Annotated in this window: 17 protein-coding genes; 8 read left to right on the plus strand and 9 right to left on the minus strand. The window is 42.0% G+C overall.

Annotation, left to right across the window (positions count from 1 at the left end; all coding sequences use genetic code 11):
• Positions 1-146: 146 nt before the first annotated feature.
• The 6 genes from H6F42_RS21415 (at position 147) to H6F42_RS21440 (ending at position 4,303) form a co-directional block, all read left to right on the plus strand.
• The gene (locus tag H6F42_RS21415; protein ID WP_190401409.1) at positions 147-341 is read left to right on the plus strand and encodes a hypothetical protein; all 195 of its coding nucleotides are present in this window, start codon (positions 147-149) and stop codon (positions 339-341) included.
• The gene (locus tag H6F42_RS21420) at positions 342-698 is read left to right on the plus strand and encodes a hypothetical protein (protein ID WP_190401410.1); all 357 of its coding nucleotides are present in this window, start codon (positions 342-344) and stop codon (positions 696-698) included. It abuts the gene before it with no gap.
• A 567-nt stretch (positions 699-1,265) separates the two neighbouring features.
• Positions 1,266-3,167: a hypothetical protein gene (locus tag H6F42_RS21425; protein ID WP_190401411.1), complete on the plus strand. Its 1,902-nt coding sequence runs from the start codon at positions 1,266-1,268 to the stop codon at positions 3,165-3,167.
• Between the two features lie 7 nt (positions 3,168-3,174).
• The gene (locus tag H6F42_RS21430) at positions 3,175-3,399 is read left to right on the plus strand and encodes a hypothetical protein (RefSeq protein ID WP_190401412.1); all 225 of its coding nucleotides are present in this window, start codon (positions 3,175-3,177) and stop codon (positions 3,397-3,399) included.
• A 95-nt stretch (positions 3,400-3,494) separates the two neighbouring features.
• Positions 3,495-4,037 (plus strand): hypothetical protein, encoded by a 543-nt coding sequence (locus H6F42_RS21435; RefSeq protein WP_190401413.1) that lies wholly within the window; start codon positions 3,495-3,497, stop codon positions 4,035-4,037.
• Positions 4,034-4,303, plus strand: a complete 270-nt coding sequence (locus H6F42_RS21440) for a phage protein Gp27 family protein (RefSeq protein ID WP_190401414.1) — start codon at positions 4,034-4,036, stop codon at positions 4,301-4,303. The genes H6F42_RS21435 and H6F42_RS21440 overlap by 4 nt, the downstream gene beginning before the upstream one ends.
• Before the next feature lie 120 nt (positions 4,304-4,423).
• Here H6F42_RS21440 and H6F42_RS21445 read toward each other — a convergent pair whose 3' ends face one another.
• The gene (locus H6F42_RS21445) at positions 4,424-4,642 is read right to left on the minus strand and encodes a hypothetical protein (protein WP_190401415.1); all 219 of its coding nucleotides are present in this window, start codon (positions 4,640-4,642) and stop codon (positions 4,424-4,426) included.
• Between the two features lie 391 nt (positions 4,643-5,033).
• On the opposite strand from H6F42_RS21445, the gene H6F42_RS21450 reads away from it, so the two are divergent.
• Positions 5,034-5,627 (plus strand): site-specific integrase, encoded by a 594-nt coding sequence (locus H6F42_RS21450; protein WP_190401416.1) that lies wholly within the window; start codon positions 5,034-5,036, stop codon positions 5,625-5,627.
• A gap of 71 nt (positions 5,628-5,698) precedes the next feature.
• Positions 5,699-6,037, plus strand: coding sequence for a Mor transcription activator family protein (locus tag H6F42_RS22425; protein ID WP_190401417.1), 339 nt, complete (start codon positions 5,699-5,701; stop codon positions 6,035-6,037).
• A 48-nt stretch (positions 6,038-6,085) separates the two neighbouring features.
• Here H6F42_RS22425 and H6F42_RS21460 read toward each other — a convergent pair whose 3' ends face one another.
• The 8 genes from H6F42_RS21460 to H6F42_RS21495 all read right to left on the minus strand — a co-directional run bounded on the left by H6F42_RS21460 (position 6,086) and on the right by H6F42_RS21495 (position 10,084).
• The gene (locus tag H6F42_RS21460; RefSeq protein ID WP_190401418.1) at positions 6,086-6,691 is read right to left on the minus strand and encodes an IS1 family transposase; all 606 of its coding nucleotides are present in this window, start codon (positions 6,689-6,691) and stop codon (positions 6,086-6,088) included.
• Positions 6,692-6,955: 264 nt separating this feature from the next.
• A complete protein-coding gene (locus H6F42_RS21465) occupies positions 6,956-7,267 on the minus strand; it encodes a hypothetical protein (protein WP_190401419.1) in 312 nt (103 codons plus the stop codon).
• 108 nt (positions 7,268-7,375) lie between these two features.
• Positions 7,376-8,671, minus strand: coding sequence for a type IV secretory system conjugative DNA transfer family protein (locus H6F42_RS21470; RefSeq protein WP_190401420.1), 1,296 nt, complete (start codon positions 8,669-8,671; stop codon positions 7,376-7,378).
• 53 nt (positions 8,672-8,724) lie between these two features.
• Positions 8,725-9,066 carry a hypothetical protein gene (locus tag H6F42_RS21475; RefSeq protein ID WP_190401421.1) on the minus strand — a complete coding sequence of 114 codons (342 nt, stop codon included), beginning with the start codon at positions 9,064-9,066 and terminating at the stop codon, positions 8,725-8,727.
• Positions 9,063-9,374 carry a hypothetical protein gene (locus tag H6F42_RS21480; protein WP_190401422.1) on the minus strand — a complete coding sequence of 104 codons (312 nt, stop codon included), beginning with the start codon at positions 9,372-9,374 and terminating at the stop codon, positions 9,063-9,065. Before H6F42_RS21480 ends, H6F42_RS21475 begins: the two co-directional genes overlap by 4 nt.
• The gene (locus tag H6F42_RS21485) at positions 9,367-9,618 is read right to left on the minus strand and encodes a hypothetical protein (protein ID WP_190401423.1); all 252 of its coding nucleotides are present in this window, start codon (positions 9,616-9,618) and stop codon (positions 9,367-9,369) included. The genes H6F42_RS21480 and H6F42_RS21485 overlap by 8 nt, the downstream gene beginning before the upstream one ends.
• Positions 9,612-9,812 carry a hypothetical protein gene (locus H6F42_RS21490; RefSeq protein WP_190401424.1) on the minus strand — a complete coding sequence of 67 codons (201 nt, stop codon included), beginning with the start codon at positions 9,810-9,812 and terminating at the stop codon, positions 9,612-9,614. Before H6F42_RS21490 ends, H6F42_RS21485 begins: the two co-directional genes overlap by 7 nt.
• Positions 9,809-10,084, minus strand: coding sequence for a hypothetical protein (locus tag H6F42_RS21495; protein WP_190401425.1), 276 nt, complete (start codon positions 10,082-10,084; stop codon positions 9,809-9,811). The genes H6F42_RS21490 and H6F42_RS21495 overlap by 4 nt, the downstream gene beginning before the upstream one ends.
• Positions 10,085-10,186 lie beyond the last annotated feature (102 nt).

Genomic DNA, 10,186 nt, shown 5'->3' on the forward strand with positions numbered 1-10,186 from the left:
TTAACTGCCATAATTAATCTACCTATTTGAACAATGGGTACAAAGGCGATCGCAACTTTTGAACGGGGTGCGATCGCTTTGCTGTTTTTGATGATAACCTATGTGTAGCAAAATGCAGCAAACTACTACACTATAAAAGGTTTAATATGTCTCAAACTGCTACAGAATGTTTAGAAATGTCAAAACGATTAGCTGTCACGGTTGATGACAAACAGCACAAATTATTAGAAGAGATTGCCGACAAAGAAAAGCGATCGCTATCTGGTCAACTTGCCAAAATTGTTAGCGATTGGCTAGAGGACTATCAAGGCGATCGCGCCAATAGCAAAGGAGCTAAATAAATGACTGACTCACTACGATTAGAGGCGGCTCTATTGGCTCTAACTCAGTCTGTGCAGACATTAATCGAAGAGACTAGACTCACTAATACCAATCTCAACAGCCTAGTTGAGCATCTTTACACCCGTAACGATGTGGTAGCTAATGACGTGGTAGATATCAAAAATGAGTTGTACGAATTTAAGGAAGTATTCAAACAGCAAGCCTTAACCGCCGATCGCTATGCCAGCGCAGCACAAGCACAAGCCCTTGCAGCACAAGCACAAGCCGAATCAGTCAAAGTCCAATCTGATACAGCCAAAACTCAAGCTGACAATATTCGGTTAATGATTGAACTGCTTAACAGGAAACAGGCTTAATTAGGCGATCGCGTGAAAGATGAGTAACTAAAAAATATTTTGTCCACAATTTGTAGACAAAATATTAATTCTCAATGTGTTATTGAAAGCGGAAATAAATTGCTGATTTCAATAAAAACTTATCTAAGTAGATAACAAATTGGTTGACTTATTAAGCAACTAATTTGTTGAACGTCAACTAATTGACGGAAACGTCAATGTGTACTCTGTGGTATACAAAACACTTAGAAGTACTGACTTATAGCCCTATGAGCCTAATAAAGTCTTAGTCTTAAATAATAGTAATTAGTATTTAAAAAAGAGATGATATGAGATCAATGATAGAATTTGATTTATAAATTTCAAATCAAAAGACAAATCACCTCAAATCAGTTGCTAAGTTTCCACGCCGCGCTTCTGAAAAAAGGTGATTTAGTCGGTTTTATTAAACTGATTCCGTATTTTGCCTCTAAACACCAAAACCCTGATGCAAACAGGGTTAGCGGCGGCTTATACGGATTTCTCGCTACACCTAGGTATCAACTAGGGTTCACTACTCAACTACGCACACAGATTGCGTAAGTGCATATGAAGAATTTAACACAGAATACGCTGAAACAGGCTAGCTACAAGGGCAATTTTGATGATCGAGCGTTCGATATAAAGCAACTCGATCCAAGAGTACTAACACCTGAAAGCGAGACAGCAAAGATATTTACGAGTTTTTTCCCCTATGGTCATAAATTTATTTATGCCACTAGCAGCGATGCTAAAGGTAAGCCAAACTGGTTAACTGAGAGGCGTTACCCAATCACAGCAAGACGTTTATACGATGATTGGCAAGATCCCGATATGTTGATCGGTGTGAGATTCGGCACAAATACAGCCTATGGGGTGCTAGATATTGATAAAAATAGCCCCTATCACCCACACCGCAACGAAGATAAATTTAGAGGCATACTGCAAGCCCTTGAAGACATTGGACTAGTTAGACCGCTAATATTGCAAAGCTCTTTTAGTGAAGGGTTACACGTCTATTACCCATTACCCGATCAAGTTTCTAGCTTTGCTTTAGCCTGTGGTATCAAAGCCTGTTTGAAGTCTCACGGTTACGAGATAGCATCAGGCATTTTAGAGATATTCCCCAATACAAAAGCCTTTGGGACTAAAGAAAATCCGACTGAGTTTAATGGTCATCGACTGCCACTGCAAAAGGGTAGTTATATGCTCAATGACGACTTAGAAAAGATCGGCAATGACCTTGATTACTTTGTTTTTGTATGGCAGATGTGCCAAGACAGCCAAGATATAGACCTGTTAAAAGATGCGATCGCTGAAGCAAAGGCAAACTATCAGCCGCCAAAACAAAGCCGTAAAACCGATGACATGCTGAAATGGCGTGATGACCTTGAGAAAGAGATAGCAAAAGGATGGACTGGTAAAGGTCAATCTAACCAATTGCTTTATCGCATTGGTAAATATGCCCGTGTATTTCTAGGCTGTGCTGATGTTGATGCGATCGCCAAATACATCACCAAAACGGCGCGGGCAGCCGCAGGATTTTTTAAATTTTCTGGGGACATTCACAGGCTAGAGAAAAAAGCTAAGGACATAGCCCAATGGTGCTTAAAACATCATTTTCCTTGGGGTAGTAAGAAAACTGAACAAAACAATGAGGTAGATATGAGTAAATCTGAGAGGCAAGCCGAGAGGATCGAGCGTATCCGCTTAGCAGTATCAGAGTTAAAAAATACAGGTGCTATGCCTCAAACAATCAGGGGTATGGCACAGGCGATCGCTAAAACTGCAAGCGTATCTATCGAGACTTTGTATGACAACAAAGAGCTATGGCATCCTGAATTTACTCAATCATCCTGTAACGCCTCACAGACAAACGATTTAAGCCAAGAAACCCCATTAACCGATACACCTATAGAAAGTACTCAAAACTCGCTACAAAGCACTGTTACAGAGAAGCCCCTATATGAAGCGTTAGGGGGTTCTGAAACGCCCCTGCGAGGGCAAGAATTGCCAAATTTCGCCAAGTCTGATGTTACAGATTTTGCCAATCCCCAAACCGTGACCGATGGCGATCACTGCCTGCACCAAATCACGCCGCCCGAATTGCCAAAACCGCCCCAAAAATCTAACCGTTCGATGTGGATTGAAACTCATGGCAGACTTGCGCCGCCTAAAGTTGAAACCGCAACGGGTGCGATCGCCCAAAATGCCCCCGTTGCTACTGCAAACGCCGCTTGTCTGCAAGTCTATCAACCGCCTCAAAATCATGCTGTATCTGTACCACATGACCCAAAACAAAAAGAGGTTTTTGTCATCAACCGCAAAATTACCAGCCTCAAAAATAGGCTTGTGACTAACTTCCCTCGTATCAGAACGGAAGCAGAGCGATCGCGCCTTGAGTCTGAACTTTATCAACTTGAATGCGATCGGATCAGGGCGATCGCCACAGAAAATCTACAAAATTGTTGAGGTAAAGATGGAAAGTCAAACCGTATCGAAAAAGCAATATTTAGCAATGCAAGAACTGGCAATCAATAGCCTTGACGCAGTACGCATCGTTTTAGCCGCCATAGTCGAGCCTGATTCAGAACGCATTTGTCACAGAGAAAAAGATGCACGCATCAGATCGGCGATCGCTTGCATCCGTCACCAAAAGAAAGAAATCAGTAATAAATTCAGTCCCTACGATGATGATTTTTAACCCTATGCCTAATCAAAAAAAAGGCATTAACTCAAGCTAATCAGGTGTTTTGTTTGAGTCAATGCCCAGAAAATTTATACAGAGAACAGTTTCCCATGTCCGACAAATTACGCGAACAAATTGACCAACGCATTACAGAGATTTTCGCCCTAGAAAATCGCTTAAAAGCATTGCAAATCACACCCGCCGCCCCTGTAGCAGATGACTACGAATCCGCTACTGAGTTCATGCAAGCAATGCGAGACCATCACGCAAGTGAACGCGATCGGCTAGATGAACTCGCCGCCGCCGAAGCAGTTTTGCCAAGTGCAAAAAACAAACTCAAAGAACTGCAAGATCGTTTTGACGGAATTAAATCACCCGTCGAAAAGCATTTTGAAGAACTCAAAGCCGCCGCCTTAGCAGCTAACAAGCTCATTCAAGAAGCAGATACGGCATATCAGACAGTGCTAGAGATGGCAACTCATCAAGCCGCCTTAGGGCATTCAACCGTTTATGGTACTCAACCCTTGAATATCAGCACAGGGCTAACCGCCGTTGTTTTCGCAGTTGCTCAAAACCAAATCTCAGTAATGGCGCGGCGGCAATTTCTCGACTATCAGAAAAGTGGCAATGTCGGAGAGGGTACAACAATATGATTGCAGCAAGGCAGATTGCCAGAATATCCAAGCTACCCCGCCCCGTTTTGAGGCAACTGGTAAAGAGGTTTGAGCAGTCGCATCGAAAACAACTAATCATTGATGATCATGTTGATTGGCTCGCAGGAAAAGGTTATACAATTTCGCGATCGTCTGTCCATAGATTTATTAAGCAATTGAGAATTATCAAAGCCTCAAACCCAGACGGCACGGATATTCTAGCTTTATATTTGGATGAAGTGGAACGCTCTGGGATGTGTCTCTAGTCCTGATTTTTGGGAATTTAGCAAAAACATTAGGGATGTCAACAAATTGTTGACATCCCTATGTTTTTGGACTTAATTAACGGGCTGTAGTGGGACTATGTGGGACTGAGTGAATTAGCTCTAAGCAGATTTTGCAATCAGATTTGAGGCAATTCTAATTGCCTCACGCCTTGCTTCTGGATCATCAGTTTTACCTAAACCAGTAGCGATCCAATTGGCTACCCATTGACTGCGAGTAATACCGCCCAATAGGGCTAAAGCATCAATTTCTGTTACCCATGAACTAGGAACTTTACAAGCGATCGATATTTTTGTGTCATCAGTCGAATTTATATCCATACGCCCCTGTCTTGTCGATTAATATCAATAATCTCATTTTACAAGAAAAATTTCATAGATGGATAAAACACGATGTCATCTGTTGATAGTTGGCAATTTTACCCATGATCTGATTATTGATAATTACACCGTCTCACGTTCAAAAAAGATATTTATCTAAACTTAGATGAGACGGTGTGCTAAACATTGAAAATCGTAAACCACTTTTAAAAAACTTATCAATCATGGGATGAGTAACGCAAAATCGATGTTTGAGGCAATTAAAAACAAGACGGGATTGATAAGCTTTGCTTAACTGGCTACCTTTGCAAGAGCATCAAAACTGAAAGCATTGATAAATAAGCGATGTTTAGTAGGTAAAATAACAATAATACCTACTAAAGCTAAAGTAATGAATAAAGCTGATAACTGGAAAAAGTATTGGGTTCCAAGCAAGCGCAATCGCACAGACGGGGGACAGGCAAAAATTTTAGATGTAGAGCAATTACGAGTTCTATTTGACTACTTATCACCAAAGTATAGAGTCCTGTTTGCTATTTGCTTATTTACTGGCTGTCGTGTGAGTGAAGCTATTCAGTTACGCCGTGAGGACATTTCTAATGGTCAAATCAAGTTTCGCAAGTCAACTGTTAAGGGCAAAACTAAGGCTAGAGAGATTGATATAAACCCAATGCTTGCAGAATATCTAGAGGCTTATGAATTGCCTCTCAGTGGCTATTTATTCCCCCATAAAACTGATGTTGGTAAGCCTATGCTTACGCAAGCGGCGGATCAGGCATTAAGAAAAACTTGTGATGCTCTTGGCTTTGATGGTGTCACTACTCATAGTTTTAGACGTACCGCTTTAACTCAGATGAGTGAAGCAGGTATTCCACTTAGAAATATTTGCGAGATATCAGGTCATGCAAGCTTGGCAACTTTACAGCGATATCTCGAAGTTACTCCCAATCAGAAAAAAGAGGCGATCGCCGCGATTGGGTTCTAAGTCATAGCAAGGGCGGCGCGTAGCGCCGCCCTTGCTATATTGGGAGTATTGAGATTATTAGGGGATAGCCTGTGATTGATTTATTACCGCAAAGTTTGCGAGATATTGCGAGTGCGATTGGCTATGAAAAAACTCTTGAGTTGGCAAAAGCTTACGGCGGGTTGCGTTTGTGGATACCGTCAAAACTGCCTATAGATGGGAAATTGGTTAAGATTTTGGGGCGTGAGGCAAGCTCTAAATTAGTCGAGCTTTGCGGGGGGAATCAGCTTGAGATCCCTAGCTGTCGGTTTTTAAATCTTGAATTGCGAAACCAGAAAATTAGAGATGATCGGCAATCGCTTTCAATCGAAAAATTAGCAGCAAAATATGCTTTGTGCCGTCAGCAGATACGCAAAATTTGTAAGGGGTGAGCATAGACGGAACCCTTAAGGGTTCTGTCTATGTACGTGAGGCTGTATCTACTCTGATACCCATTGTTTAGAGCATTTTTTGCATTTATATTTTTGCTTGCCACTTCGACTATCAAGCCCGTTTTTGTATGGTTTTACAGCGCTGCAATTTGGGCATACAAGGGCGGTTGTATCAGTTTGTTTCTTACTGGTAATAGGCGGTGTATTGATATTTTCTATTGCATCAATGATAGGCAGTGATTCAGTCTCTACAATATTTTGCTCATCTAGTACGGTACTTTGTACTGTAGTAAGTACCGTACTAGGTGTATTTGATTCACTTGGTAAAGTACTTTGTACCGTACTAGGTAAAGTACTTTGACTCTCTAATGCTTCAACTCTTGAGTTTAGAGCTTTAATTTCTTTGGTTAGTTCATCTAGTACGGTACTTTGTACTGTAGTAAGTACCGTACTAGGTGTATTTGATTCACTTGGTAAAGTACTTTGTACCGTACTAGGTAAAGTGCTTTGTGGATTAGTAAAGTGCTGAGAGAGAATAGCGATCGCGGCAGCGCTTAAACTCTTGTAATCACCTAAATCTTTAAACTCTTTCAGAGACTGCATTAGCTCATCACTTGGATACAGTGAGAGGGTTTTAATATCTTTTCTTGCCATAGTTCAAATACGAGTAAGGTACAAAGTAAAGTACTTTTTATATTGTACGGTACTTTGTACCTTGTCAAGTAAAGTACAAAGTACCGTACAATATAAAAGCATTGATGAGATCCGTTTACAGAAAAAGCCCGTCTAAAAAGTTTTTAGACGGGCTTTTTCTAATGCCAGTGGCGATCTCTATTCTTGATGACCAGAAAACTACAAACCTATAGGGTTGCTACTGACACACAACTGTAATCGGACTGCTAAGAGTTCCGACGGTAACTACTTGCAAATAAAATCGCCTGATTCTAAATAATCATCGTGTGCTTTTAGAGATTTAGAATTATCTCTCATTGTTTCTAAAAGCCTATAGAGAGCCTTAGAGTCAGCTTTTAAGGACTTAGTTAATCTTGTCATCTCATCACAAATTTGATGATATCGCTCTAAATCACCCTCACTGAGAGCGTCACGATCTGGCATTGGGTAGCAGTCGAAAGTAGTTTCAAAATGGGTAGAGTCGCTATGCCAAATCGTGAGTAATTCGATAATCTCATCTAGTGAATCACGGCTGTATTGAGTTGTTTCGTTATCCATATTTTTGTTTTGCCAGTGGCGATCGCTAATTTAATTAGTGAAAAATATACTAAAAATGTCTTGAGACAAAAACTTTAAAAGCCTTGTCTTATCGTGTCTTGAGACAATTTAAGACGGTCTTAACCGTGCTTCTAGTCCATCTCGACCCGCGCCCCTTGTCTCAAGATAGCCTTTGACCTCTAAAAACTGAAGGTAGCCTTGTATCTCAGAGATGGGTGTATTTGCATCTTTAAAGGCGCGGATCGATTGTTTGATGTAATTGTCGCGTTGCCAGTCCTTGCCCTGTAGAAACTGCAAAATCGACTCAAATACGGGTGCTAATGCTTGGCTTTGCGGTTGCGTTGCGAGTTCACTGGTAGAGCCTTGGATACTAGTATCCAAGGCTTGATTGCCACTGCTACTAAGTAATTCTTGATAGTCGCTTGGCATTGATAGGACTGGCATAGCTACGCGATCGCTCAATGTGGGAATAGCACAAGGCAAGTTACCAAGCATTGCGGGGCGATCTGCCTGTTCTATTGCTGACTTGATTGCATCATCTTTGAGGCTCTTGGCATGGTCTAAAGCAAACTCACCCAATCGGACAAAACAGAAGTTATCACGCACTGATCCTTCACCCTCTAGACCGATTGCTTTAACTTCAGGTGATTGGGTTAAAACTACCAATCTAATCGCCACTTTTCGCGCCTCTCGACTGATTAATTTCATCCAAGAGCTTGCAACCTTACCCGCTGCTAGACTGGCAATAATCGCGGGGTACTCATCACAAATGATGATGATTGGCTCAAACTGTTTAACACCTTGATCTCTTGCGTCAAAGCGAACTTGCAAGAGTTGCAAAGTCACCTGCATGATTTGGGCGATCTGCTCATACTTGCGACCTGCACCAAACACAGGCAAGTTACCCCAATCATCAGGGGCGGCGTGAGGATCGATAACGATTGTGTAGGCTGTGCAATTTGCTGCAAGGTGCTTTGCTAGGGTGCTTTTACCGTCTCCTGTAGAGCCTAAGAGCATACAGTGAGGTTTACTCAAGGCTTGCTTCACATCAGCAAACTTGACGGGCGCGGGTGCTTCGCTTGGCTGTGCGATCGCTATCTCACGTTTAGGCGGCGCGAAACTGGTAGATAGCCACTGTGCATAACCTTGCTGACTTTGGATATTTGCTGTCACCTCATAGGGTGCTAGAGATGCTTTTAGCCTATCGAGTCTATGGGATACATAGAACAGTCCACAGGATGCAGTAATCAAGGTTAATTTCGATGTCCAGTGGCTAGGGATTAGGCAAGCGACACATAAGCCTATACCAGTGCTGAAAATGGCTAGAGAGGCTTTGTTAACTACTCTCTTTGATTCAGTGGCGATCGTTACTTGGCTTGTGTGAAATTGGTTGTTTGTGTACATAGTAAAAAGCCCTCATAGAGAGGGCGGTTAGACTTGTTCTTGGTGTTGATTTATTATTCAGATTCGAGTTGTGTGATAGCCTTACTGATAATGGCTTTTAGCTCTTTCAACTCATCGTTAATCACTTGAATGAGTTCGCAATCACTCCCATCTGCAACGCCTAAATCACTATTGCGATACTCAGACTCAACAAAAAGCTGTGAACGGTACAAAGAACGCAATTTAGCCTGATTAGAGTCGATTTTCTCTAATGCTTTCTCAAGCAAGTTTAAAGGGCGGTTGTTTAAGATGTCTTGCAGTTCATCGATAGTTACAAGCCTTGCACCGTCTGAATTGTGAGAGGTGTCATCAATGATGTCTGCTTCAACTTGGTTCTGTTCTGTGGTTAGTGTCATGATTGGCAAGCCTCAAAGGTAATGTTGTTTAGTTGTTTGTCTGTGAGTGAATCGATAAAAGCTTTATTAGGCTTACGATTCAGGCATAGAAAGAGCTTTAAAATCAAAGCTTGTCTGTCAGTTTTTGGGCTGATATTAGCTGCTATAGCCTCATCAGGTTTCGCGGGGGTGCTTTGCGCTGTGAGGGTTTGAGGCTTTTGGATAGAAGGTGATGCAGCTCCGATTACTTCCATTTTTTGAAGAAAGTAGCCGCCAATCGTGCCTACAGCAAGGCATAGAGAGCCTGTGATGAGTAATGCTTTAATCATCTTCAAAGCACCATCCAATCTGAGTAAGCTTGTCTGCAACTGTGACTACAGCAATCACAATCAAGGCTAGGGGCAATATCACGATTAGTAAGGGGACAATGCAGATAAATAGGGAGATAGCGATCGCTTTGCAGATATAAGCAATCAGGGAGAATCTCTTGATAGGCTTTATCGGAGAGATGGCGCGGCGCTTGCGTTTAGTCCGATATTTGCGCGATACAGATGGATGTTTGATGATCACCATAAACCAAACCATCCTGTGAAACCCTCACCCGCGCGATCGCTGTCTTGGTTGTCATCGGTTGCATCAGAATCAAAGTCAAAATCATCTAGATCGTTGTCATCTAAATATTTTTGATGCTCCCATGATGCTTGTGAATCTTGGCTATCAATGCTCTCATCAATGCCAGTCAGGGCGGTAAAGATGGCTTTTATCATGCTGCTTCACCGTCTTGACTGCTAGGCAGTGCCGACAATTCTGGAAACTGCGAGATGTTGACGGGGCGATCGCCGCCTTTGGATACCCACTGCCAAAATTTAGCTTTAGCTTTTTCAATGAATGCGACCTTGACCAGTTGCCAATCAACAGAGTCTAGTAACTCATCAGCAATCATGCCTTCGATGTCCACAATTGTAGACAATGGCGCGGATGTGTTTGGATATTTGGGCTGTAGTGTAGCTACAGCTTCTTTGGGGCTTTTAACTGCCATAATTAATCTACCTATTTGAACAATGGGTACAAAGGCGATCGCAACTTTTGAACGGGGTGCGATCGCTTTGCTGTTTTTGATGATAACCTATGTGTAGCAAAA

It is taken from the genome of Pseudanabaena sp. FACHB-1998 (assembly GCF_014696355.1).
GTDB lineage: Bacteria > Cyanobacteriota > Cyanobacteriia > Pseudanabaenales > Pseudanabaenaceae > Pseudanabaena.

Coding starts and splice junctions, on each gene's coding strand:
- H6F42_RS21425 (WP_190401411.1), top strand. CDS start 1,266: ATGAAGAATTTAACACAGAATACGCTGAAACAGGCTAGCTACAAGGGC.
- H6F42_RS21445 (WP_190401415.1), bottom strand. CDS start 4,642: ATGGATATAAATTCGACTGATGACACAAAAATATCGATCGCTTGTAAA.
- H6F42_RS21495 (WP_190401425.1), bottom strand. CDS start 10,084: ATGGCAGTTAAAAGCCCCAAAGAAGCTGTAGCTACACTACAGCCCAAA.
- H6F42_RS21430 (WP_190401412.1), top strand. CDS start 3,175: ATGGAAAGTCAAACCGTATCGAAAAAGCAATATTTAGCAATGCAAGAA.
- H6F42_RS21435 (WP_190401413.1), top strand. CDS start 3,495: ATGTCCGACAAATTACGCGAACAAATTGACCAACGCATTACAGAGATT.
- H6F42_RS21475 (WP_190401421.1), bottom strand. CDS start 9,066: ATGACACTAACCACAGAACAGAACCAAGTTGAAGCAGACATCATTGAT.
- H6F42_RS21490 (WP_190401424.1), bottom strand. CDS start 9,812: ATGATAAAAGCCATCTTTACCGCCCTGACTGGCATTGATGAGAGCATT.
- H6F42_RS21460 (WP_190401418.1), bottom strand. CDS start 6,691: ATGGCAAGAAAAGATATTAAAACCCTCTCACTGTATCCAAGTGATGAG.
- H6F42_RS21485 (WP_190401423.1), bottom strand. CDS start 9,618: ATGGTGATCATCAAACATCCATCTGTATCGCGCAAATATCGGACTAAA.
- H6F42_RS21465 (WP_190401419.1), bottom strand. CDS start 7,267: ATGGATAACGAAACAACTCAATACAGCCGTGATTCACTAGATGAGATT.
- H6F42_RS21415 (WP_190401409.1), top strand. CDS start 147: ATGTCTCAAACTGCTACAGAATGTTTAGAAATGTCAAAACGATTAGCT.
- H6F42_RS21420 (WP_190401410.1), top strand. CDS start 342: ATGACTGACTCACTACGATTAGAGGCGGCTCTATTGGCTCTAACTCAG.
- H6F42_RS21440 (WP_190401414.1), top strand. CDS start 4,034: ATGATTGCAGCAAGGCAGATTGCCAGAATATCCAAGCTACCCCGCCCC.
- H6F42_RS21470 (WP_190401420.1), bottom strand. CDS start 8,671: ATGTACACAAACAACCAATTTCACACAAGCCAAGTAACGATCGCCACT.
- H6F42_RS21450 (WP_190401416.1), top strand. CDS start 5,034: ATGAATAAAGCTGATAACTGGAAAAAGTATTGGGTTCCAAGCAAGCGC.
- H6F42_RS21480 (WP_190401422.1), bottom strand. CDS start 9,374: ATGATTAAAGCATTACTCATCACAGGCTCTCTATGCCTTGCTGTAGGC.